Annotated in this window: 22 protein-coding genes; 6 read left to right on the top strand and 16 right to left on the bottom strand. The window is 64.2% G+C overall.

Annotated elements, in window-relative coordinates; all coding sequences use genetic code 11:
• From murD to gatC, 11 genes are all read right to left on the bottom strand, one after another.
• On the bottom strand, window positions 1-928 hold a 928-nt coding region (gene murD / locus C2134_RS19755), incomplete at its 3' end, for a UDP-N-acetylmuramoyl-L-alanine--D-glutamate ligase (RefSeq protein WP_103321781.1).
• A 10-nt stretch (window positions 929-938) separates the two neighbouring features.
• Complete coding sequence (mraY, locus tag C2134_RS19760) at window positions 939-2024, bottom strand: phospho-N-acetylmuramoyl-pentapeptide-transferase (RefSeq protein WP_103321782.1); 1086 nt, start codon at window positions 2022-2024, stop codon at window positions 939-941.
• A 1-nt stretch (window position 2025) separates the two neighbouring features.
• Complete coding sequence (locus C2134_RS19765) at window positions 2026-3390, bottom strand: UDP-N-acetylmuramoyl-tripeptide--D-alanyl-D-alanine ligase (protein WP_103321783.1); 1365 nt, start codon at window positions 3388-3390, stop codon at window positions 2026-2028.
• Window positions 3387-4868: a UDP-N-acetylmuramoyl-L-alanyl-D-glutamate--2,6-diaminopimelate ligase gene (locus C2134_RS19770; protein WP_103321784.1), complete on the bottom strand. Its 1482-nt coding sequence runs from the start codon at window positions 4866-4868 to the stop codon at window positions 3387-3389. Before C2134_RS19770 ends, C2134_RS19765 begins: the two co-directional genes overlap by 4 nt.
• Window positions 4869-4872: 4 nt before the next feature.
• Entirely contained in the window at window positions 4873-6624 is a 1752-nt protein-coding gene (locus C2134_RS19775; RefSeq protein WP_103321785.1) for a peptidoglycan D,D-transpeptidase FtsI family protein, read from the bottom strand.
• Window positions 6624-6896: a cell division protein FtsL gene (ftsL, locus tag C2134_RS19780; RefSeq protein ID WP_043623784.1), complete on the bottom strand. Its 273-nt coding sequence runs from the start codon at window positions 6894-6896 to the stop codon at window positions 6624-6626. Before ftsL ends, C2134_RS19775 begins: the two co-directional genes overlap by 1 nt.
• A complete protein-coding gene (gene rsmH, locus C2134_RS19785) occupies window positions 6893-7855 on the bottom strand; it encodes a 16S rRNA (cytosine(1402)-N(4))-methyltransferase RsmH (protein WP_103321786.1) in 963 nt (320 codons plus the stop codon). Before rsmH ends, ftsL begins: the two co-directional genes overlap by 4 nt.
• The gene (mraZ, locus tag C2134_RS19790) at window positions 7852-8298 is read right to left on the bottom strand and encodes a division/cell wall cluster transcriptional repressor MraZ (protein WP_103321787.1); all 447 of its coding nucleotides are present in this window, start codon (window positions 8296-8298) and stop codon (window positions 7852-7854) included. The genes rsmH and mraZ overlap by 4 nt, the downstream gene beginning before the upstream one ends.
• Before the next feature lie 395 nt (window positions 8299-8693).
• A complete protein-coding gene (gene gatB, locus C2134_RS19795; protein WP_103321788.1) occupies window positions 8694-10121 on the bottom strand; it encodes an Asp-tRNA(Asn)/Glu-tRNA(Gln) amidotransferase subunit GatB in 1428 nt (475 codons plus the stop codon).
• A gap of 135 nt (window positions 10122-10256) precedes the next feature.
• Complete coding sequence (gene gatA / locus C2134_RS19800) at window positions 10257-11708, bottom strand: Asp-tRNA(Asn)/Glu-tRNA(Gln) amidotransferase subunit GatA (RefSeq protein WP_103321889.1); 1452 nt, start codon at window positions 11706-11708, stop codon at window positions 10257-10259.
• An 83-nt stretch (window positions 11709-11791) separates the two neighbouring features.
• Complete coding sequence (gene gatC / locus C2134_RS19805; RefSeq protein ID WP_103321789.1) at window positions 11792-12079, bottom strand: Asp-tRNA(Asn)/Glu-tRNA(Gln) amidotransferase subunit GatC; 288 nt, start codon at window positions 12077-12079, stop codon at window positions 11792-11794.
• Window positions 12080-12429: 350 nt separating this feature from the next.
• On the opposite strand from gatC, the gene C2134_RS19810 reads away from it, so the two are divergent.
• The 5 genes from C2134_RS19810 to rodA all read left to right on the top strand — a co-directional run bounded on the left by C2134_RS19810 (window position 12430) and on the right by rodA (window position 17990).
• Window positions 12430-13473 (top strand): rod shape-determining protein, encoded by a 1044-nt coding sequence (locus C2134_RS19810; protein WP_043623769.1) that lies wholly within the window; start codon window positions 12430-12432, stop codon window positions 13471-13473.
• Between the two features lie 65 nt (window positions 13474-13538).
• Window positions 13539-14447, top strand: a complete 909-nt coding sequence (mreC, locus tag C2134_RS19815; RefSeq protein ID WP_103321790.1) for a rod shape-determining protein MreC — start codon at window positions 13539-13541, stop codon at window positions 14445-14447.
• 6 nt (window positions 14448-14453) lie between these two features.
• Window positions 14454-14957 carry a rod shape-determining protein MreD gene (gene mreD, locus C2134_RS19820; protein WP_043623764.1) on the top strand — a complete coding sequence of 168 codons (504 nt, stop codon included), beginning with the start codon at window positions 14454-14456 and terminating at the stop codon, window positions 14955-14957.
• 14 nt (window positions 14958-14971) lie between these two features.
• Entirely contained in the window at window positions 14972-16912 is a 1941-nt protein-coding gene (mrdA, locus tag C2134_RS19825; RefSeq protein ID WP_103321791.1) for a penicillin-binding protein 2, read from the top strand.
• Window positions 16893-17990, top strand: a complete 1098-nt coding sequence (rodA, locus tag C2134_RS19830; RefSeq protein ID WP_103321792.1) for a rod shape-determining protein RodA — start codon at window positions 16893-16895, stop codon at window positions 17988-17990. Before mrdA ends, rodA begins: the two co-directional genes overlap by 20 nt.
• A gap of 141 nt (window positions 17991-18131) precedes the next feature.
• Here rodA and dinB read toward each other — a convergent pair whose 3' ends face one another.
• From dinB to C2134_RS19845, 3 genes are all read right to left on the bottom strand, one after another.
• The gene (gene dinB, locus C2134_RS19835; RefSeq protein ID WP_103321793.1) at window positions 18132-19271 is read right to left on the bottom strand and encodes a DNA polymerase IV; all 1140 of its coding nucleotides are present in this window, start codon (window positions 19269-19271) and stop codon (window positions 18132-18134) included.
• Between the two features lie 13 nt (window positions 19272-19284).
• On the bottom strand, window positions 19285-19587 hold the full coding sequence (locus C2134_RS19840) for an Rdx family protein (protein ID WP_103321794.1): 303 nt from the start codon (window positions 19585-19587) through the stop codon (window positions 19285-19287).
• Window positions 19588-19959: 372 nt separating this feature from the next.
• Entirely contained in the window at window positions 19960-20418 is a 459-nt protein-coding gene (locus tag C2134_RS19845; protein ID WP_103321795.1) for a copper chaperone PCu(A)C, read from the bottom strand.
• Window positions 20419-20610: 192 nt separating this feature from the next.
• Here C2134_RS19845 and C2134_RS19850 point away from each other — a divergent pair, with 192 nt between their 5' ends.
• The gene (locus C2134_RS19850) at window positions 20611-21258 is read left to right on the top strand and encodes a MarC family NAAT transporter (protein WP_103321796.1); all 648 of its coding nucleotides are present in this window, start codon (window positions 20611-20613) and stop codon (window positions 21256-21258) included.
• A 61-nt stretch (window positions 21259-21319) separates the two neighbouring features.
• Here the strand turns inward: C2134_RS19850 and C2134_RS19855 are convergent, their stop codons facing one another.
• Window positions 21320-22633 carry a sodium-dependent transporter gene (locus C2134_RS19855; RefSeq protein ID WP_103321797.1) on the bottom strand — a complete coding sequence of 438 codons (1314 nt, stop codon included), beginning with the start codon at window positions 22631-22633 and terminating at the stop codon, window positions 21320-21322.
• Window positions 22634-22859: 226 nt separating this feature from the next.
• A partial coding sequence (locus tag C2134_RS19860; protein ID WP_233196518.1) for an amino acid permease occupies window positions 22860-24107 on the bottom strand: 1248 nt, incomplete at its 5' end.

The following is a 24107-nucleotide window of genomic DNA, read 5'->3' on the forward strand; positions in this document are numbered from 1 at the left end:
CGCGGAAGGTTTTCAGCCCATCCAGCAGCTTGTCCAGCGGCAGGCCTATGCCCTGGCACAGCGCCAGCGCGGCCAGCGCGTTGGCGGCGTTGTGCAGGCCTTGCAGCTGCATGTCGGCGCAGTCGAATACTTTTTCGCCGGCAACGCTGAGCCAATGGCGGCCGCCTTCATTCAGCAGAGCGTAATCGGCGTCGCCCGCGCGCGAAAACCACTTTACCGGGCGGCCCGGGCGCGCCATGGCGCGCACCAGCGCGTCGTCGCGGTTCAGAACCTGCAAGCCCTGGCCGTGGAACACCTGGGTCTTGGCATGGGCGTAGTCCAGCAAATCGTGGTAACGGTCGAGGTGGTCCTCGGAAATGTTCAGCACGGTGGCGGCGTCGGCTTGCAGGCTGTAGGTCGATTCGAGCTGGAAGCTGGACAGCTCCAGCACCCACACGTCCGGACGCTTGCCGCTCTGCTCGCGCTCGAGCAAAGCCTCCAGCACCGCCAGGCCGATATTGCCGGCGACGATGGTGTCGAGCCCTGCCGCCTGGCACAGGTGGCCGACCAGGCTGGTGACGGTGGTCTTGCCGTTGGAGCCGGTGATGGCGATCACCTTGCTGCCATCGCCCTGGATCGCCCGCGCCAGCATCTCGATATCGCCCACCACCTCGCCGCCGTTGCGGCGGAAGGCGGCGATGGCCGGATTGGCCAGCGGCACGCCGGGGCTGACCACCAACAGGTCGGCGCCGGCGAAAGTGCGTTCGTCGAATACGCCGCTGATCACCTCGGTGCCCGGCAGATGGCGCTCCAGCTCGGCCAGGCGCTCGGCAGACGGCTTGGCGTCCGCCACGCGCACGCGCGCGCCGTGGGCCGCCAGGTAGCGCGCGGCCGCCAGGCCCGAGCCTCCCAGCCCCACTACTGTCGCTTGTCGATTGGCGTAATCCATTCCCATATCCTCAGCGCAGCTTCAGCGTCGACAGGCCGATCAGCACCAGCATCATGGTGATGATCCAGAAGCGAACCACCACCTGCGTTTCCTTCCAGCCCTTCAATTCGTAGTGGTGGTGCAGCGGCGCCATGCGGAACACGCGCTTGCCGGTCAGCTTGAACGAGCCGACCTGTATCATCACCGACAGCGCCTCCATCACGAACAGGCCGCCCATGATGAACAGCACCACTTCCTGCCGCACGATCACGGCCACGGTGCCCAAGGCGGCGCCCAGCGCCAGCGCGCCGACATCGCCCATGAATACCTGGGCCGGGTAGGCGTTGAACCACAAGAAGCCGAGACAGGCGCCGCACATCGCCGCGCAGAACACCACCACCTCATGCGCGCCGGGAATGAAGGGCACGCCCAGATACTTGGAGAACACCGCGTGGCCGGCGACATAGGCGAAAATCGACAAGCCGGCCGCCACCAGCACGGTGGGCAGCGCCGCCAGGCCGTCCAGGCCGTCGGTCAGATTGACCGCGTTGGAGGTGCCGACAATCACCAGATAGGTCAGCACGCAGAAACCCACCGCGCCCAGCGGATAAGCCACGCTTTTCACAAACGGCACGATGAACTCTGTGGACGCCGGCAGCTTGGCGGTGGCGATCAGGAACACGCCGGCGCCGATGGCGATGGCCGATTGCCAGACCATCTTGAACTTGGCGGACACGCCTTTCGGGTCCTTGTACACCACCTTGCGCCAGTCGTCGTAGAAGCCCAGCGCGCCGGTGCCCAGCATCACCGCCAGCAGCAGCCACACGTATTTGTTGGACAGGTCCGACCACAGCAGCGTGGTCAAAGTGATGGACAGCAGAATCAGCGAGCCGCCCATGGTCGGCGTGCCGGCCTTGACCAAGTGCGACTGCGGGCCGTCATTGCGCACCGCCTGGCCGACTTTCAGCTCGGTCAGTTTGCGGATGACCCACGGCCCCATCAGCAGGGAAATCGTCAACGAAGTCAGCGCCGCCATCACCGCGCGCAGCGTGATGTAGTTGAAGACATTGAAGGCCCGGATATGCGAGCCCAACAGATCAGCCAGCCAAAGCAGCACCTTATACTCCTTCTTTCTTTGCTTGCATCAGGTGTTCCACCACCCGTTCCATGCGCATGAAGCGCGAACCCTTGACCAGAACGGCGGTACCCGACGCCAGCTGGCTATCCAGGCACTCCAACAACTCGTCAATCGAATCAAATCCTCGCCCCGCGCCGCCAAACGCGGCCACGGCGCGGCGAGACGTCTCGCCCAGCGCGAACAGTTGCTCGATGCCGCGCGCGCGGGCGTGGGCGCCGACTTCGGCATGCAGCTCGGGGGCGGCCTCGCCCAGTTCGCCGATATCGCCCATCACGAAGCAGCGCGGACCAGGCAAGCCGGCCAGCACGTCGATGCCGGCCTTCATCGAGTCCGGATTGGCGTTGTAGCTGTCGTCGATCACGGTCAGGCCGCGCGGGCTGCGCTTGATCTGCAGCCGGCCCTTGGCGCCGCCGAACGCGGCCAGGCCGCGGGCGATGGCTGCCAGCGGCACCTCCAGCGCCAAGGCCACGGCCGCCGCGGCCAGGGCGTTGCGCACGTTGTGCTCGCCCGGCGCCGGCAGCGCGATCTGGGTCTCGCCCGCGGGCGAAACCAATGTGAATCGGCTCTCCAGCGCGGAGCACTGCGCATCGCGCGCCGTCACGTCGGCCCCGGCCGTCAGGCCGAAACTCAGCTGACGATGGCCATCGGCTGCGCGGCGGAACAGCGCCAGATTGGCGTCGTCGGCGTTGACCACGGCCACGCCGTCGTCGGCCAGACCTTCAAAAATTTCCGCCTTGGCGCGGGCCACTTCTTCGGTGGAGCCGAAATGGCCGAAGTGCGCGCGCATGGCGTTGTTGACCAGCGCCACCCGCGGCCGGGTCAACCCGGTCAGGTAGCGCAGCTCGCCGTGATGGTTCATGCCCATCTCGATCACGGCGTAACGGTGTTGCGGCTGCAGTTGCAGCAGCGTCAGCGGCAGGCCGATGTCGTTGTTGAAGTTGCCGGCGGTGGCCAGCACGGCGTCGTCGCCGGCATGGGCGCGCAGAATGCCGGCCAGCATTTCCTTGACCGTGGTCTTGCCGTTGGAGCCGGTGACACCGATGCGCACGGCCGGCTGCGTCTCGCGCCAGCCGGCTGCCAGGCGGCCCAGCGCCAGGCGGGTGTCGTCTCCGGCCTGGATCAGGCTGGCGCCCGGCAGCTCGAAGCCGTCGCGCACCAGCGCGGCGGCGCCCTTGGCCGTCACCTCGGCGACGAAATCATGCGCGTCGAAGCGCTCGCCCTTCAGCGCGACGAACAGATCGCCCGGCTGCGCCTGGCGGCTGTCGGTGATCACGCGGCGCACTTCGCCATCGGCGCCGACAAGGCGGCCTTGGGCGAAACGGGCGGCTTGGCTCAGCGTCATCATGCTTGGGCTCCCCAGGCGGTCAACGCCTCTTCCGCGACGCGGAAGTCGGAGAACGGCCGCTTGACGCCGGCGATGTCCTGATATTCCTCGTGGCCTTTGCCGGCCACCAGCACCACGTCGCCGACCTGGGCCTGCGCCACCGCCCAGTGGATGGCGGCCTCGCGGTCGGCCTCCACGTGCGCCTTGCCGGCGCTCATGCCGGCCAGCACATCGCGGATGATGGCCTGCGGGTCCTCGCTGCGCGGGTTGTCGCTGGTGACCACCGAGACATCGGCGTATTGCTCGGCGATGGCGCCCATCATCGGGCGCTTGCCCGGATCGCGGTCGCCGCCGCAGCCGAACACGCAAAACAGTCGGCCGCCGGTCGGACGGATCTCGGACAGCGTGGCCAGCGCCTTCTCCAGCGCGTCCGGCGTGTGCGCGTAATCGATCACCACCAGCGGCTCATGAGTGCCGCCTATGCTCTGCATGCGGCCGCGCGCCGGCTGGATGCGCGCCATCACGGCGGCGGCGTCCTGCAGGCTGACGCCGTTGACGCACAGCGTGGCCAGACAGGCCAGCAGATTGGCGGCGTTGAAGCGGCCCACCAGGCCGGTGCGCACGTCCACCACGCCCCACGGCGTGGTGACGGTCAGCTGCAGGCCTTCCAGCGTGGCAGCCAGCGCCAGCGGACGCACATCGCCCTGCTCCAGGCCATAGGTCAGCACTTGGGTTTGCCGCGGATCGATCTCGGCGGCCAGTTGGCGGCCGAAAGCGTCGTCGGCGTTGATCACCGCGTGCTTCAGGCCCTCCCAGAAGAACAGCTTCTTCTTGGAGGCGCCGTAAGCCTCCATCGAACCGTGGTAGTCCAGATGATCGCGGGTCAGATTGGTGAACACCGCGGTGGCGAACTCGACGCCGTTGACGCGGCACTGGTCCAGGCCATGGCTGGACACTTCCATGGTCACCACATGCGCGCCCTGGCGGCGGTATTCAGCCAGCTTCTGCTGCACCGTCACCGGGTCTGGCGTGGTGTGGGTGGTTTCGGTCAGCTGGCCATAGAAACCATTGCCTACGGTGCCGATCAGCGCGGCCTTCTGGCCCAGCAGCGAAAACGCCTGCGCCAGCCAGTGCGAAATGGAAGTCTTGCCGTTGGTGCCGGTGATGCCGACCACTGTCAGGTCTCGCGACGGCAGCCCCAAGACGTGGGCCGCTACAATGCCGGCGCGCTCGCGCAGATTGGGCACGGCCAGGTTGGGCACCTGCCACTCGGCCTTCCAGGCGAAGCCGTCGGCGTCGTCCCACAGCACCGCGGCCGCGCCCTTTTCCAAGGCGGCGGCGATGAAATCGCGGCCGTCGGTATACTCGCCGCGGCAGGCGAGAAAGACATCGCCTGGCAGCACGCGGCGGCTGTCGGCCTCCACCCGTTTGATCGGGAGGCTCAACTGTTGCAACAAGGCCGGATTCCAATCCGGCAACGGAGTCAAACGGCTCTTCATGATCTTAGAAGTCCACCGGAACCGGCGTCGATTCCGGCAATAAAGTGTTGTTGGATGGCTCGTCCGGCGCGATATTCAATACCCGCAACGCGCCGCCCGCCACCTTGGAGAACACCGGCGCCGACACTGCGCCGCCGTAGTATTTGCCTGCTGACGGTTCATCTATCATCACCGCCACGATGACCTTGGGCGCATGGCCCGGCGCGAATCCCATGAACAGCGCGCGGTGCTTGTTGGCCACATAGCTGCGGCCCTCCAGCTTGCGCGCGGTGCCGCTCTTGCCGCCTATGCTGTAGCCGATGATGCGGCCGCCGACGGCGCCGCCGCCGGGCTGGCTGTTGGCGATCAACAAGTCGCGCATTTCGTGCGCGATTTTCTCGCTGATCACCCGCTTGCCCGGCATCGGCGTCGCCGTCCGGTACAAGGAGATCGGCAACATCACGCCATCGTTGGCGAAAATGGTGTAGGCGCGCGCCATCTGGATCAGGCTGACCGATACGCCATAGCCGAAAGACATGGTGGCCTGCTCGATCGGCCGCCACTTGTGCCAGTCGCGCAGGCGGCCGGCCGCTTCGCCGGGAAAACCGGTATTCGGCGCGCGGCCAAAGCCCAGCGCGTCGTAGTGCTTCCAGAAGTCTTCCGGACTGCTCATCAGCGCCAGCTTGCTGGTGCCGACGTTGGACGATTTCTGGATGATGCCCAGGATGTCCAGGCTGGACTGCGGCGACACGTCGCGGATGACCGCCGGTCCTATCGTGTAGCTATGGGTGTCCAATACCGTGTTGACCTTGGCCTTGCCATGCTCCAGCGCCAGCGAGATCGACAGCGGCTTCATGGTGGAGCCCGGCTCGAACAGGTCGATCACGCCGCGGTTGCGCATCATTTCCGGCGTGACCCCGGTGCGGTTATTCGGGTTGAACGACGGGTAATTGGCCAGCGCCAGCAGCTCGCCGGTCTTGGCATCCAGCACCACCACGCTGCCCGCCTTGGCCTTGTTTTCTTCTACCGCGGCCTTGATCTCGCGGTAAGCCAGATACTGGATGCGGTGATCCACCGCCAAGGCCAGCTTCTGGCCGTCGCGCGGTGGCTCGATGGCGGCGATGTCTTCAATGATGTGGCCGCGCCTATCCTTCAGCACCACGCGGCGGCCGTCCTTGCCGGCCAGCATCTTCTCGCGGGCCAGCTCCACGCCTTCCTGCCCTTTGCCGTCCACGCCAGTGAAACCGATGATGTGCGACACCACTTCGCCGGCAGGATAGAAGCGGCGGTATTCCTGCTGCTTGGCAACGCCGGGGATGCCCAGGGCGATCACCTTGTCGGCCAGCTCCGGACTGATCTGGCGCTTGATGTAGACGAATTCTTTCTTGCGGTCGGACAGCTTGGCCGCCAGCTCTTCCGGCGACAACTCCAGCAAAGCCGCCAGCTCACGCAGCTTGGCAGGCGGCACCGGCTCCATGTCGGCCGGGCTGGCCCAGATGGTCTGCACCGGCGAGCTGATCGCCAACGGTTCGCCATTGCGGTCCGTGATCACGCCGCGATTGGCCTCCAGGGTCATCGCGCGGCGAAAGCGCGCCTCGCCCTGGCCCTGCAGGAAGTCCTGCTGCGCCACCTGCAGATACATGGCGCGGCCGATCAGCGCCAGGAACAGCAGGGCCAGCACCAGCAGCACGCAACGCACGCGCGTGCTCGTCATGCGCAGGGCAGGACTCGCCGACACGGGACGCTGGCGGATGCTGTAGCTGGACCCGGCGCGCATCAGACGCCTCCTCCGGACGAAATCACCTGGATCTGGCGCGGATCCGGCGTGTGCATGCCCAGGCGCGTGGACGCGGCCTTTTCGATCACGGCGTGCGCGCCCCAGGTGCTCTGCTCCAGCTGCAACTGGCCGAACTCCACCTCAAGCTGCTGCGCGGACTTGGTTTCCTTCTGCAAATCGCTGTACAGCTTGCGCGAGACGTGAGTGGACGTGACCACCGACCAGGCGGAAAACACGGCCATCGCCAGCAGCACGCCGTTGAGCTTGTTCATGCGTCGCCCTCCCGCCACGGCGCGGCGGTGCGCTCGGCCACGCGCATGATGGCGCTGCGGGCGCGCGGGTTTTCCCGCACCTCCTCGTCGCCGGCGCGGATGGCCTTGCCGACCAGCGCGATCGGCGGCTTGGCCATATCGGCCGCGCGCACCATCGCCCAGGCCGGCAGCTTTTCCTCGCTGCTGACGTCGCGCAGGTATTGCTTGACGATGCGGTCTTCCAGCGAATGGAAGCTGATGACCGCCAGTCGTCCGCCTTCGCCGAGCAGGCGCGCCGCCTGCGGCAGCACGGCCTTCAGCTCGTCCAGCTCGCGGTTCACAAAGATCCGGATCGCCTGGAAGGTGCGCGTAGCCGGGTCTTGACCCGGTTCGCGAGTACGGACGTTTTGCCCAACGAGCACAGCGAGCTCACGGGTCGTCGTGATGGGGCTTTCGTCCCGTTGCGCAACAATGGCTGCTGCGATCTTGCGAGCAAACCGCTCTTCACCATAAGTCTTGATGACCTCTCTGATATCGGCCTCATCGGCCGTTGCCAACCACTCGGCGGCGGTCATGCCGCGCGTGGTGTCCATGCGCATGTCCAGCGGCGCGTCGAAGCGGAAGCTGAAACCGCGGCTGCCGTCGTCGATTTGCGGCGAGGACACGCCCAGATCCATCAGCACGCCGTCGACGCGGCTCACGCCAAGGCGGGCCAGCTCCGCCGACAACGTCTCGAAACCGTTGTGGACAATGTTGAAACGGGCATCTTCCGCCGCCAGTTGCTCGGCGACGGCGATGGCTTGCGGGTCCTTGTCGAAGGCGATCAAGCGGCCGTTCGGGCCGAGCTTCGACAGGATCAGACGGCTGTGGCCTCCGCGGCCGAAGGTGCAGTCGACATATACCCCATCGTCGCGGATGGCGAGCGCGTCGACCGCCTCGGTCAGCAGTACCGTGCGGTGCACGAAGGTAGGGGTGGTCACAGCGTGAAATCTCCAAGGTGTTGGGCCAATTCGGCCTGATCGAGGGCCAGCGCGTCAGCAGTCTGGCTGTCCCACTCCTCGGCGTTCCACAGTTCGAAGCGGTTGCCCATGCCTACCAGGGCAACGTCTTTGTCCAGCGCGGTCAGTTCGCGCAGGCGGGCCGGCAGCAGGATGCGGCCGGCGGCGTCCATTTCCAGCGTCTCGGCATGGCCGAGCACCAGTCGTTGATAGCGTTTCAGGGTGGGATTGCCGGTGGGCAGGGCCAACAGACGGGCCTCGACCGGGCGCCAATTGGGTTCGGGGTACAGCAGGAGGTGATCCTGGGATTCGAGGGTAACAATGAGCTTGTGGCCGAAAGCGGACAGCAGCGTCTCACGGTGTTTGGCCGGAATAGCCAAACGCCCCTTGCTATCGAGAGACAAGATGCTGACGCCACCAATCATGATTTGAAGAATCCGCTGACCGAGAAAACGGAGCCGTCGCTCCGGAGGGCAATTGCCCCACTTTCACCCACTTTACCCCACTTCTCGCCACTATAAGAAAGAACCGCCCCACGGTCAACATCGGAATTCCCTAATTCGCCTTTTGAGACAATGACTTACAGGAGGGTATAAAAATGGAATGCGTGACAAATCAGGGACTTAAATTCACCTGTAAAAGTGGGACGTGAAGATTGCGGATCAAAAGAGATGCAACATGATGGAAACAATCAATGGCGGAAGTATTTGGCGCGGCGCCATCTTAAAGAAAGATAACAAAATTAATCGCGCTATTTTCATATTGTATTTAAAAAACAACATGGCGGCTTAAATAGCCGCCATGTTGTTCAAACAAACGCTCAAGCCAGCTTTTGACGCAGAATATCCTGCACCTGCGCCGGATTGGCCTTGCCTTTGGAAGCCTTCATCACCTGACCGGCCAGGGCGTTCAGCGCCTTTTCCTTGCCGGCGCGGAACTCTTCCACCGCCTTGGGATTGGAGGCGATGGCTTCTTCCACCATCTTCTCGATGGCGCCGACGTCGGACACCTGCTTCAAACCGTCGCGCTCGATGATCGCGTCAGCGCTCAGATCGCTGTCCCACAGCGCATCGAACACCTGCTTGGCCAGCTTGCTGGACAGGGTGTTGTCGGCGATGCGCGCGATCAGGCCGGACAAGCGCTCGACCGAGATCGGGCAATCCGCGATGTCCTTGCCGTCGCGGTTCAGGCGGGCGGCGATTTCGCCATTGATCCAGTTGGCGGCCAGCTTGCCGTGGCCGGAAGCCTTGGCCACCGCCTCGAAGTACTGGGCTTGCGCCAGGCTCCCGGTCAACAGCGCCGCGTCATAGGCCGACACGCCGTAGCTTTCCACGAAGCGGGTCTGCATCGCGCCCGGCAACTCCGGCATCTCGCCGCGGATGCGGGCGATCTGCTCGTCGGAGATGCGCACCGGCAGCAGGTCCGGGTCCGGGAAGTAGCGATAGTCGTGCGCGTCTTCCTTGCTGCGCATCATGCGGGTTTCGCCGGTATCCGGGTCAAACAGCACAGTGGCCTGCTGCACCTTGCCGCCGTCTTCCAGGGTATCGATCTGCCACTGGATTTCGTACTTGGCGGCCTGCTCCAGGAAGCGGAAGGAGTTGAGGTTCTTGATCTCGCGGCGGGTGCCGAATTCCTTCTGCCCCTCCGGGCGCACCGACACGTTGACATCCATGCGGAAGCTGCCTTCCTGCATATTGCCGTCGCAGATGCCCAACCACGTCACCAGGGTGTACAGCGCCTTGACGTAGGCCAGCGCCTCGTCGACCGAGCGCATGTCCGGCTCGGACACCACTTCCAAGAGCGGGGTGCCGGCGCGGTTCAGGTCGATGCCGGACAGGCCATGGAAGTCTTCATGCAGGCTCTTGCCGGCGTCTTCTTCCATGTGGGCGCGCGTCACGCCGATGATCTTTTCCTGATCGCCGACCAGAATCTTCAGCCGGCCGTGCTCGACGATAGGCAGCTCCATCTGGCTGATCTGATAGCCCTTGGGAAGGTCCGGGTAGAAGTAGTTCTTGCGGGCGAACACGTTCTTCTGGTTGATCTTGGCGTCCAGCGCCAAGCCCAGGCGGATGGCCTTGTCCACCACGGCGCGGTTCAGCACCGGCAGCACGCCGGGCAGCGCCAGCTCCACCGCGGAAGCCTGGGTGTTCGGTTCGGCGCCGAAGGCGGTGCTGGCGCCGGAGAAAATCTTGGAGGCGGTATTGAGCTGCACGTGCACCTCGATACCGATTACGACTTCCCATTTCATGGTTGGAAAATCCTTTAAAAGCAATATTGGCCACGAAACCCACGAAAAACACGAACGGCAAACTTCAGCGAATCCAGCTCCGTTTCCAAATGATTTCGTGTCCTTTCGCGGATTTCGTGGCGAAATCGGTTGGAATTACAGCGCCGGTGCCTTGGCGTGCCAGTCAGTCGCCTGCTGGAACTGATGCGCCACGTTCAGCATCTTGGCTTCGGCGAAGTAGTTGCCGATGATCTGCAGGCCGATCGGGCGGCCGTTGGCGGCGAAGCCGGCCGGCACGCTCATGCCCGGCAGGCCGGCCAGGTTCACCGACAGCGTGTAGATATCGGACAGATACATCTCTACCGGATCGGACGACAGCTGGCCCAGATCGAAGGCGGCGGTCGGCGCCACCGGCCCCAGAATCACGTCGCACTGCGTGAAGGCGGTCTTGAAATCGTTGGCGATCAGGCGGCGGATCTTCTGCGCCTTGATGTAGTAGGCATCGTAGTAACCGTGGCTCAGCACGTAGCTGCCCACCAGGATGCGGCGCTTGACCTCGTCGCCGAAACCTTCGGCGCGGGTCTTTTCGTACATCTCCACCAAGTCCTTGTAGTCCTTGGCGCGATGGCCGTAACGGACGCCGTCGTAGCGGGACAGGTTGGTAGAAGCCTCGGCCGGGGCGATCACATAGTAGGCCGGGATGGACAGCTCGGTGTTCGGCAGGCTGATTTCCACTGCCTCCGCGCCCAGCTTCTTCAGTTCGCTCACGGCGTTATCGACCGCGCGGGCGACGTCTGCATCCAAGCCGGCGGCGAAGTACTCGCGCGGCAGGCCCACCTTCAGGCCAGCCAGCGACTGGTTCAGATCGCGGGTGTAGTCTTCGCGGGCGCGCTCCAGGCTGGTGGAGTCGCGCGCGTCGAAGCCGGCCATCACGTTCAGCATCAGCGCGCAGTCCTCGGCGGTTTGGGCGATCGGGCCGCCCTGGTCCAGCGAGGAAGCGAAAGCCACCATGCCATAGCGGGACACCACGCCATAGGTCGGCTTGATGCCGGTGACGCCGCAGTGGCTGGCCGGCTGGCGGATGGAGCCGCCGGTGTCGGTGGCGGTGGCCACCGGCGCCAGGCGCGCGGCGACGGCCGCGGCGGAGCCGCCGGAGCTGCCGCCCGGAATGGCGTTCAGATCCCACGGGTTCTTCACCGCGCCGTAGAACGAGTTCTCATTGGACGAACCCATGGCGAACTCATCCATATTGGCGCGGCCCAATGTCACCATGCCGGCGGCGGCGCACTGCTCCACCACGTGGGCGCTGTACGGCGAGACGAAGTTGTCCAGCATCTTGGAGCCGCAGCTGGTCTTCCAGCCTTCCTGGCAGAACAGGTCCTTGTGCAGCAGCGGCACGCCGGTCAGCGGATGGGCGCTGCCGACGGCGAGGCGCGCGTCGGCCGCCCGCGCCTCGGCCAGCGTCTTGTCGCGATCAACGGAGACGACGGCGTTGAGTTGCGGGTTCAGCGCCTCGATGCGATCCAGGTACTGGCTGGCCAGTTCCACACTGGAAACTTGCTTTGCCGCCAATTGTTGCGACAATTGCTTGAGAGTGGCTTGTGTCATTTCGATCAAAATCTTGCTATCCGGATAGTCGGGCCCGGTCGGCAGAATGGAGGGAACCATTGGCGCCGGGACGGCTCACAGGCTTACTCGATCACTTTGGGAACGAGGAACAAGCCTTTTTCCACTTGCGGGGCGACCGCCTGGAAACGTTCGCGCTGATTGGTTTCGGTGACCACGTCGTCGCGCAGACGCAACGACACGTCCTGCGGGTGGGCCATAGGCTCGATGCCGTCGGTGTTCACCTCCTGCATCTTTTCGATCAGGCCGAAAATGTTGTTAAGCTGATCCGCCGTGGCGGCGATTTCCGCCTCGCTCACATCGATGCGGGCAAGCTTGGCGATCCGTGCGACATCCTGGTGCGTCAGCGACATGGCTTCCTCGTTAAAACCTTTAATATTTCAAGCTTTATAGGGTATCATACCCCGTTTGATTCTCCCAAGATCGACATTGCGCCACGACGCATTCCTCAGGCATTTTTCGCCGCCAGGAATCACGCGCCGGGGCGCAGAAAAAGCAGGCCTGCTACCGCCGCCCGGGACGTTTCGGACAAGCACCGCAAAGGCCAGCCGACCGGGCGTACAATCCGCCCGCATGACGAAGCCGATTGCAGTGGTTTCATGCCACGCCAAGGGGGCCGCAGCATGGGCCGACCACAGATGAACTGGATTTACCCGAACGCCGCCGGCGTTCGCCACTGACGAAAACTGACCAGGACCGCCCAATGTTTCGTTCGCTGACCGGATACTTTTCCAACGACCTCGCCATCGACCTTGGCACCGCCAATACCCTGATCTACATGCGCAGCAAGGGCATCGTGCTGGACGAGCCCTCGGTCGTCGCCATTCACAGCGACGCGCCGACCAACAAGAAATCCATCCTGGCCGTCGGCCTGGAAGCCAAGCGCATGCTGGGCCGCACCCCGGGCAGCATCCAGGCCATCCGCCCGATGAAGGACGGCGTGATCGCCGACTTCACCGTGACCGAGCAGATGCTGAAGCAGTTCATCAAGAAGGTGAACCCGAACCGCTTCTTCGCCGCCAGCCCGCGCATCGTGATCTGCGTGCCCTGCGGCTCCACCCAGGTGGAGCGCAAGGCGATCCGCGACTCCGCTCTCGCCGCCGGCGCGCGCCGCGTCGAGCTGATCGAAGAGCCGATGGCGGCCGCCATCGGCGCCGGTCTGCCGGTGGAAGAGCCGACCGGCTCCATGGTGGTGGACATCGGCGGCGGCACCACCGAAGTCGGCGTGATCTCGCTGGGCGGCGTGGTGTACAGCAATAGCGTGCGCGTGGGCGGCGACAAGTTCGATGAAGCCATCATCAACTACATCCGCCGCAACTACGGCATGCTGATCGGCGAAACCACCGCCGAGGAAATCAAGAAGACCATCGGCTCCGCCTTCCCGGGCGCCGAAGTGCGCGAGATGGAAGTCAAGGGCCGCAACCTGGCCGAAGGCATTCCGCGCGCCTTCACTGTATCGTCCAACGAAATCCTGGAAGCGCTGACCGAGCCGCTGAACCAGATCGTTTCCGCGGTCAAGATCGCGCTGGAGCAGACGCCGCCGGAACTGGGCGCCGACATCGCCGAAAAGGGCATGGTGCTGACCGGCGGCGGCGCGCTGTTGAAGGACATCGACCGTCTGCTGGCCGAAGAAACCGGCCTGCCGGTGTTCGTGGCGGAAGAACCGCTGACCTGCGTGGTGCGCGGCTCCGGCAAGGCGCTGGAGAAAATGGATAAGATCGGCACCATTTTCACCAACGTGCCCTAAACTTCCACCAATACCACCGATAAAGCGAGCGAACCCCGCGCCGTCAAGGCGCGGCGGCTGTGCCCATGGATTTCGCCAACACCCCCAGCTTTTTCCGCTCCGGGCCGCCTGCGGGCGCGCGCCTGGCGATGAGCGTTGCCGCGTCCATCGTGCTGTTGATCGGCGACAGCCGTTACGGCTTGATGGAGCAGGCGCGCGAAGCGCTGTCGCTGGCGCTGTACCCGGTGCAGCGCGCCGTGAATCTGCCGGCGCAGGCCATGCGCCACGTCGGCGACTACCTGACCTCGCAAACCGAGCTGAAGCAGGAAAACACCGCGCTGCGCGCGCGCCAGATGCAGATGACGGCGCAGCTGAGCCGACTGCAGACATTGGAACGCGAGCTGAACGAACTGCGCCGGCTGAATGAAATCCGCAGCCAGCGCGACGACACCGCCCAGATCGCCGAGACGCTATACACAGGCCGCGACCCCTTCTCGTACAAGATCATCATCGACAAGGGCGCGGACGCCAAGCTGCTGCCCGGCCAGCCGGTGGTGGATTCGCGCGGCCTCCTGGGTCAGGTGACCCGCGTGCAGCCTTTGACCGCCGAGGTGACGCTGATCATCGACAAGAACCAGATGGTGCCGGTCATGGTGGAGCGCACCGGCGAACGCGCCATCCTGTACGGCTACGGCGGCGGCGTGGAACTGCGCTATCTGCCGCAGAGTTCGGACATCAAGGAAAACGACCGTATCGTCACTTCCGGCCTCGATGGGCTGTTCCCGGAAGGCATTCCGGTGGCGATGGTGACCAAGGTGGACCGCAATGCCGGCGCCGCCTTCACCCGCGTCAGCACCCAGCCGCTGGCCGGCGTGCAGCAGACCCGCTATGTGCTGGCCTTGCAGGCCAAGCAAACAGCGGCGCGGCCGGCGGAACCGCCGCCGCTGCCGGAGAAAAAGACCAAGGGCGGCAGAAAGTCCGCCGACGAGGAGTAAGCGCCGATGTCGTTGGACCGACCCAAGGAACTGCTCAAGCCGGTCAAGCGCCGCTTCATTTTCCTGACTTTCGTGATCGCCGTGCTGATCGAGCTGGTGCCGCTGCCGCACGGCAGCACGCGCTGGCTGCCGGATTTCATCGGCCTGCTGATTCTGTACTGGGTGATCAACCAGCCCCGCCGCGTCAGCATCGGCATCGCCTTCCTGATGGGCATCGTCGCCGACGTGTCCACCGCGGGGCTGTTCGGCCAGCACGCGCTGGCCTACTCCATTACCGCTTTCCTCGCCATGAGCCGCCAGCGCCAGCTGGTGATGTTCAATCTGGGCCAACAGGCGCTGGTGGTGCTGGGCCTGATGTTCACCAACCAGCTCATCATGGTGGTGGTGAGAATGCTGACCGGCTCGGCCTTCGTCGGCTGGAGCTATTTCCTGCCGCCGTTGATCGGCGCGCTGCTATGGCCGCTGCTGACCAAGCTGATGCTCGTACCTTACCGCCAACACTCGGCATGAAACCTGACTGATCCATGCGCCGCCCAACCCGCTTCAAGAACCCGCAGAACGACGAGGAGCAGTTCGAGCTGCGGCTAGTCATCGCCTACGCGCTGATCATATTGATGTTCCTGGTGCTGCTGTCGCGCTTCATCTGGCTGCAGGTGCTGCAGCACGATCACTTCTCCACGCTGGCGCAAAACAACCGCATTTCGCTGGTGCCCATCCTGCCCAATCGCGGGCTGATCCTGGACCGCAACGGCGTGGTGCTGGCGCAAAACTATTCGGCCTATACGCTGGAGCTGACCCCAAGCAAGATGCCGGACCTGGACGCCACCATCAATAAGCTGAAGACGCTGGCCGATGTCACCCCGCGCGACGAGAAGCTGTTCAAAAAGCTGCTGGCCGAGAGCAAGAACTTCGAATCCATCCCGCTGAAAGTCAAGCTGACCGACGCCGAAGCGGCCCGCGTGGCCTCCCACGCCTGGGAGCTGCCCGGCGTGGAAGTCAAGGCGCGGCTGTTCCGCGACTATCCGTACAAAGAGATGACCAGCCATGTGCTGGGCTATATCGGCCGCATCAACCAGAAGGACAAGGAGCGGCTGGACGACGAGGACAAGACCACCAACTACAAGGGCACCAACTACATCGGCAAGACCGGCCTCGAGGCGGTGTACGAGGATGATCTGCACGGCCAGGTGGGCTTCGAGGAAGTGGAAACCGACTCCGGCGGCCGCGCGGTGCGCACGCTGCGCCGCACGCCGCCGATCAACGGCAACACGCTGAAGCTGGCGCTGGACATCCGGCTGCAGGAAATGGCCGACAAGCTGTTCGGCGACCGCCGCGGCGCGCTGGTGGCGATCGACCCGAACACCGGCGGCGTGCTGGCCTTTCTGTCCAAGCCGGGCTTCGATCCCAGCCTGTTCATCGATGGCATCGACAGCCAGACCTGGTCCTCGCTGAACACCGACTGGCAAAAGCCGCTGGTCAACCGCGCGCTGCGCGGCACCTATCCGCCGGGCTCCACCTTCAAGCCCTTCATGTCGATGGCGGCGCTGGTCACCCATAGCATAGGCATGCACGACATCCGCCCGGCGCCCGGCTATTTTACCCTGCCCGGCTCCAGCCACCAGTTCCGCGACAGCAAGAAGGGCGGCAACGGCATGGTCAACCTGCAGCGCGCCATCACCGTATCCAGCGACACTTTCTTCTACAAGCTGGCCTGGGACATGGGCATAGACAAGATCCACCCGGTGGTCGGATCGTTCGGCCTGGGCAGCAAGACCGGCATCGACCTGGACGGCGAGGCCAGCGGCGTGTTGCCATCCAAGGAGTGGAAGGCCAAGCGTTTCGCCCGCTACAAGCCGGAAGTGCGGCGCTGGTATCCGGCCGACGTGGTCAGCGTCGGCATCGGCCAGGGCTTCAATTCCTACACCCCGCTGCAGATGGCCAACGCCACCGCCATCATGGCCAATAACGGCATCGCCTTCAAACCGCACCTGGTGCAGCAGATTGTCGACTCCAAGACCGGCGGCGTCAGGCTGATCGAACCGAAACCGATCAAGCAGCTGCCCTACCCGCAGGAATATTTCGACTACATCAAAGAAGGCATGCGCGGCGTGATGATCTCCGGCACCGGCGCCCGCGTCGGCATCGGGCTGCAGTACTCCATGGCCGGCAAGACCGGCACCGCCCAGGTGGTGGCGATCAAGCAGGGCGCCAAATACAACGCCTCCGCGCTGGCCGAGCAATATCGCGACCACAGCTGGTTCATCGCCTTCGCCCCGGTGGAAAAACCGAAGATCGCGGTGGCCATCATCGTGGAGAACGCCGGCTTCGGCGCCGCCGCCGCCGCGCCGGTGGCGCGCGGCCTGTTCGACTTCTATCTGTTGGGCAAGGTGCCCAAAGACATGAATGGCCTGCTGAAGACCATCCCGCAGGAAAACGGAGACGTGAGTGAAGACGCCGCTGATTAAGCAAATCTGGCAGCAGATCAAGGAACCGCTGGACGGCTGGTTGATGCTGTTTCTGGGCCTGCTGTTCCTGGTCAGCATGGTGCTGCTGTATTCCGCCAACAATCAGTCCTTCGACAAGATCGACAACAAGCTGATCTACACCTTCATGGCGTTGACGGTGATGTGGCTGATCGCGCGGATGCGCCCGCAGAGCGTGATGAACTTCGCGCCGCCGATCTACGCGCTGGGGGTGCTGCTGCTGGTGGCGGTGCATTTCAAGGGCATCACCGTCAACGGCTCCACCCGCTGGCTCAGCCTGGGCGTCACCCGCATCCAGCCGTCGGAAATCCTGAAGATCGCGCTGCCGATGATGCTGGCCTGGTTCTTCCAGAAAAACGAACTATCGCTGCGCTGGTGGCATTATCTGGTGGCCGCGGCGCTGATGCTGGTGCCGGTGGGCCTGGTGCTGAAGCAGCCCGATCTCGGCACCGCCTTATTGATCGCCGCCGCCGGCTTCTTTGTGCTGTTCTTCGCCGGCCTGCCGTGGAAGGTGATCCTGGGCGGCATCGTGCTGGCCGCCGCCAGCATGCCCCTGGTGTGGAACCACCTGCACGATTACCAGCGCAAGCGCGTGCTGACGCTGATCGACCCCACCACCGACCCGCTGGGCACCGGCTACCACATCATCCAGTCCATGATCGCCATCGGCTCCGGCGGGCCGTGGGGCAAAGGCTGGCTCAATGGCACGCAGACTCACCTGGATTACATCCCGGAACGCACCACCGACTTCATCTTCGCGGTGTACTCCGAGGAGTTCGGCCTGGCCGGCAACCTGGTGCTGCTCACGCTTTATCTGCTGATTCTGAGCCGCGCCATGATGATCACCGCCAGCGCGCAGACGCTGTACGGACGGCTGATGGCAGGCTCCATCACCATGTCCTTCTTCGTCTACGCCTTCGTCAATATGGGCATGGTGTCCGGCATCTTGCCGGTGGTGGGCGTGCCCTTGCCTTTCATGTCCTACGGCGGCACCGCTACCGTGACGCTGTTCATCGGCATGGGCATGCTGATGGGCATCAGCAATCTGCGCAGGCTGTAAGCCACTGGCAAAAGCCCTGATCCTGCGTTGCGCCTCCTTGCCGTACTCAGTGTACTGCCTGCGTCGGCGCGCCTTGGCTCAGGGCTTTCTCCAGCGACTTGGCGTTGAACAAGCGCGGGTCCCCGCTTGCGCCGTCCCGCCTCAGCCGCCTTGCTGGTCTCTTAACGCCGCCTCCACGGCGTCAGTCGGCAACGCGCTGTCCGGCAACGGCCGTCCGTGGCGGTCGAACAGCCTGAGCTGACGCGGCAGATCGTGCTCGTCGGCCAGCTTCACGCCGACGCCGAGCAGCCGCACCGGCCGCGCGCCGCGCGCGAAGCCGGTGCGCAGCAGCTGGCCGAACACAGGCATAGACAAGACTTGGCCCAGTTGCTCCACCGTGGTCTGGCTGAAATCGTCGAACTTCAGCTTGACCGACAAACCCTTGAATTCCGGATTGCCGTTGCGCGCCAGCCTGGCCTGCAGCCGCTCCACCAGCTCCGGCAGCTTGGACAGGCAACTGGGCAGGTCCGGCAGGTCCTGGGCATAAGTCTCCTCCACGCTGATCGACTTGCGGCTACGGTCCGGCGACACCGGCCGCTCGTCCATGCCATGCGCCATCGCCAGCAATTGTTCGCCGAAGCGGCCGAAATGGCGGAACAGGTCGGCCGGCGTCCAGCGCCGCAAATCGCCGCAGCTGTGGATGCCCAGCCGATGCAGCCGTTCCGCCGTCACCTTGCCCACGCCATGCACTTTTTCCACCGGCAAGGCGGCGACAAAGGCGTCCACATCTTGCGGCCGCACCAGGAATTGCCCGTCCGGCTTGTTCCAGTCGCTGGCGACTTTGGCCAGGAACTTGTTCGGCGCGATGCCGGCCGAGGCGGTGATACCGACCTCGTCGCGGATCTGGCGGCGGATGGCCTCGGCCATCCGCGTGGCGCTGCCCTGCTCATGCGGCCGGCCGCTGACGTCCAGATAAGCCTCATCCAGCGACAAGGGCTCGATCAGTTCGGTATAACGCTGGTAGATGGCCATGATCTGCTGACTGGCCAGGCGGTAGCGCGCCATGTCCGGCGGCAGGATCACCAGCTCCGGGCACAAGCGCAGCGCGCGCGCCGAGGCCATCGCCGAATGCACGCCGAAACGGCGCGCCACATAATTGCAGGTGGCCACCACGCCGCGCGTTTCCGGCCGCCCGCCGATGGCCAGCGGCACCTCGCGCAGGCTGGGATCGTCGCGCATTTCGATCGCAGCGTAGAAGCAGTCGCAATCGACATGGATGATCTTGCGCTGGATGGCGTTCATTGCGTTATGGTTCTCAGGAGGGGCGGTCGCTATGGCCCAGCGGCTTGTCCGGGGCGATGCGGTCGCGCAGCCGCTGCTTGAGCAGCTTCAGTTCCGGGAAGCCGTCATCCTGCTTGCGATCCCACAAGCACTCGCCGTCGACCTCGACGCGGAACACGCCGCCGCTGCCGGGGCGCAGGGCGACTTCGGACACTTCTTTTTCAAACGTGGTCAGCAGTTCCTGGGCCAGCCAGCCTGCTCGCAACAGCCAGCGGCAGCCGGTGCAGTAATGGATGACGACTCGGGGAAGGAAAGCGGGAGTGGCGGAATCAGACATGGCGGGAAGGCGACGAGACAAAACGACAGCATAACGCAGAAAAATGGCGCCGGCCCCCTGTCTTAATTTGTTTTCGGGTGCATGGCACCCGCTCCTCCATCATTCTCTTTTGTATTGGCAGACTTGGCGCAAAACCAGTTTCGGGAGCCGGCGGCCAGGGTAAAGTCTTGTTCAAAACTCGTCGCAGAACCGAGTGTGCCCAGTCGCAATCTGACTGTAAAGCGAGCTCTAAGCATATAATTCATTGCTGCAAAGCAATATGTAACTTCGGCGCAACGAAACCCGATACGCATAAAAAACAGCAGCTTGCCCGATTATCCGAAGCAAGCTGCCGTTTACCGAGATCTGGCCGGAATGGTCCGGCCGCAAGACTCAGTGGCTATGTTCCGCGGCCGCGCCGCCATCCTGCACGACGACGTCCACTTTCACGCTGCCGGCCTTCTCGAACTTCAGCGTCAGCGGGAAATGATCGCCTGCCTTCAGCGGTTGTTTCAGGCCCATCAGCATCACATGGTAGCTGCCCGGGGCGAACTTGACGGTTTTGCCCGGCGCCAGCTCCACGCTGTCCACTTTGCGCATCCGCATCACGCCGTTGTCGTTGACGTGGGTGTGCAGTTCGGCGGTTTCGGCGCGCGGCGTGCTGGCCGATACCAGCTTGTCGGCCTCCTTGCCCTGGTTTTCTAGAGACAGGTACACGCTGCCGGTGGCGCTGGTTTCCGGCATCGCGCGGCTCCACGGATGGCCGATGTGGATGGAACCGAGCTGGAAGGAATGGGCGGCAACCAGACCGGACAGGCACATGCCCAACAGGGCGGCGGCAAAACGTTTCATCGCGGACTCCATGAAATGATCGAAAATACCTTTGACTGTACCATCGCGCACCCGCCGCGGGGCGCGACAAAATGTCGCAGCCCGTCGCCGATGCAACACCTCTTCATGCCATCGTTTTAAAGCGCAGCCGCGCGCTACCCGCTGGCCGCGGAACCCTCTACAATCGCATGGCTTCTCCATCGGCCCTGCATCATGTTCAAAACGTTGTCGCTGCAATTCCTGTTTGGCGGTCTGCTCAGCCTGATCACCATCACCAATCCCTTGTCCAAGATTCCGCTGTTCATCACGCTGACGCGCGAAATGAGCGACTCGCACCGCGATTCGCAAGCCCGCCGCGCCTGCGTGTTCGCCGGCGCCATCATGGCGGTGAGCCTGTTGGCCGGCAACCTGATCATGGCCGCCTTCGGCATCTCATACGGCGCGCTGCGCATTGCCGGCGGTTTCGTGGTGGCGGTGCTGGGCTACCGCATGCTGTTCCTTTCGCAAGACCCGGGCCAGGCGCCCAAGCAATCCGGCGAGCGCGAGGACTACGCCTTCTTCCCGCTGGCCATGCCCGGCATCAGCGGCCCCGGCACCATCGCCGTGGTGATCGGCATTTCCACCGAAATCGCCGAACTGTCCACCTTGCCGGCCAAGGCCATCGCCTTTTTCATGACCTTCGCCGCCATCGGCCTGACCTGCGCCGGCATGTGGCTGACGCTGAAGTCGTCCTTGCTGATCTCGGAGCGGCTGGGCCGCGGCGGCCGCGAGGTGATGACCCGGCTGATGGGCTTTTTGCTGATCTGCATCGGCGTGCAGTTCGTCGGCTCCGGCATCCGCACCTTCATGGCGGGCTCCTGAAACGCCATTTCAACAGGCTATGACCCCTGCCGCCACGGGAGCCATAGCCTGAGCCGCACGGCTACAAGTTGTATACCAGCACCACCCCGATCAGCAGCGGCGCCAACCAGCGGCAACTCAAGCGCATCAGCGCCTCCGCCCACGCCGACAGCCGCAGCTGATCGCTGACTGCCGGCCAGGCCACCCGACCGGCAAACAAGGCGGTGCCGATGCACCCCAGCGGCAGCAAGATGTTGCAGGCGGCATAGTCCATCAGCTCGAAGATATTGCGGCCAAACAGCTTGCAATCGGCCAGCGGGCCAAAGGACAAGGCCGCCGGCACGCCGGCCAGAAACACCAGCGCCGTGACGGCGAGGGTGGCCTTGCGGCGGCTGACGCCGAATTCGTCGATAGGCAGAATCACCACCACTTCCAGCAACGATACCGCCGAAGTCAGCGCCGCCATCAGCAGCAGAATGAAGAAAACAATGGCGAACAGCTGGCCATAGGGCAGATGGTTGAACACCACCGGCATCACCATATAGGTCAGGCCAGGCCCGGCCTGCGGGTCCAGGCCGAAGGCGTAGATCGCCGGGAAAATCATCAGCCCGGCCAGCACCGAAGTCAGCGCGGTCAACCCCGTGACCCACAGCGCCGAATTGCCCAGCCGCGTGCCCAGGCCCAGATACGAACCGTAAGCCAGCATGCAGCCGGCGCCCACCGACAGCGAGAAGCAGGCCAGCCCCAGCGCCTCCACCAGCATGGCCGGCGTCAGCCTGGAAAAATCGGGACGAAACAGCGCCTCCACCCCGGCCAAGGCGCCGGGCAGCGTCAGCGCGCGCGCGATCAGCCCCAACATCAGCAGGAACAGCAGCGGCATCAACACCTTGCCCGCGCGCTCTATGCCCTTCTGCACCCCGCCCACCACCACCAGCAAGGTCAGTCCGGCGAACAGCGCATGGGTGAGCAAGGCCTCGGCCGGATTGCCGACGTACTGACCGAACAGCTGGCCCAGCGCCGACATATCATCGCTCATCACCCGGCCATCCAAGGCGCGCAGCAGATAGCCCAGGGTCCAGCCGCCCACCACGCTGTAGAAGGCGAATACCAGGAAGCAGCACAATACGCCGCTGTAGCCCAGCAGCTTCCAGCGGCGCGAACCTAGCCGGGAAAACGCCCCCACGGCGCCGCAACCGGCGGCGCGGCCGATGGCCAGCTCGGCCTGCAGCAGCGCCAGGCCCAAGGTAAAGGTAAATGCCAGATACACCAGCAAGAAAGCGCCGCCGCCATTCATCGCGGTGACGTAAGGAAACTTCCAGATCGATCCTAAACCGACGGTGGCGCCGGCCGAGGCCAGAATGAAACCGAGGCGGGAACCCCACTGCGTGCGCTGCATGAATACTCCTGAACTAGCTGAAGCTGCCGCCGCGCGGGGTGAGACTGGATACAACAAGGCCGCCCTGTGCGGCGGCCCGGAACAACAAACGACAACTCCCCTGGCGCGCCGATTAGCTGCGCCACCACCAGTTGCGGTTGAAGAAGGGAGTGGGTTTCGTTTGCATCATTTTCACAGCATGCCGGTTTTGACGACGCATCGTCAAGCCCGGCATGCCCTTCAACGATCAGGCGTTCTCGCTGGCAAGACGGGAATCGGCGCCCGATTTGCCCTTCAAGCGGAAGCCCACCCACAGCAGGCCCAGCCACAAGGGCAGCACGTAAACCGACACCGCCATGCCCGGCGTGAACAGCAGAATGCCGAGGATCATCACCATGAACACCAGGCACACCCAGTTGGAAACCGGATGCCACAGCGACGGGAACACCATTTTCAGGCCGGCCTTGGCGCGGCGGAACTTCAGATGGGTCAGGCTGATCATCGCCCAGTTGGTCACCAGCGCGGCCACCACCAGCGACATCAGCAGGCCCAGCGCCTCGCCCGGCAGCAGGTAGTTCAGCAGCACGCAGGCCACGGTGGCCAGCGCGGAGAACAAGGTGGCGTTGACCGGCACGCCGCGCTTGTCCAGCTTCTTCAGCGCGCGCGGCGCATTGCCCTGCTCGGCCAGGCCGAACAGCATGCGGCTGGTGGCGTAGACGCAGCTGTTGTAGACCGATAGCGCGGCCGTCAGCACCACAAAGTTCAGCGCGTGCGCGGTGAAGCCGGCGCCGATCTGCTCAAAAATCATCACGAAGGGGCTGCCGCCGGCGGCGACTTTGTTCCACGGATACAGCGACAGCAGCACCACCAGCGAGCCGATGTAGAAGATCAGGATACGGTAGATCACCTGATTCACCGCCTTGGGGATGGTCTTCTGCGGGTCGGCCGCCTCGGCCGCGGTCATGCCGATCAGCTCCAGGCCGCCAAACGAGAACATGATCACCGCCATCACCATGAACAGGCCGCCGAAACCATGCGGGAAGAAGCCGCCGTCATTCCACAGATTGCTGACCGAGGCCTGCGGGCCGCCGGTGCCGGACAGCAGCAAGTAGCCGCCGAACAGGATCATGCCGATCACCGCCGCCACCTTGATCAGCGCGAACCAGAACTCGGTCTCGCCGTAGGATTTGACGTTGGCCAGGTTGATGGCGTTGATGCAGACGAAGCACACCAGCGCAGTCAGCCAGGTGGGCACATGCGGCCACCAGTACTGGACGTAGGCCCCCACCGCCGTCAACTCGGCCATGCTCACCAGCACGTACAGCACCCAGTAGTTCCAGCCGGACAGGAAGCCGGCGAAATTGCCCCAGTAGCGGTAGGCGAAATGGCTGAATGAGCCGGCCACCGGCTCTTCCGCCACCATCTCGCCGAGTTGGCGCATGATCAAAAAGGCGATGAAGCCGGCGATGGCATAGCCGAGGATCATCGAGGGCCC

Source organism: Chromobacterium sinusclupearum (assembly GCF_002902845.1).
GTDB classification, from domain to species: domain Bacteria; phylum Pseudomonadota; class Gammaproteobacteria; order Burkholderiales; family Chromobacteriaceae; genus Chromobacterium; species Chromobacterium sinusclupearum.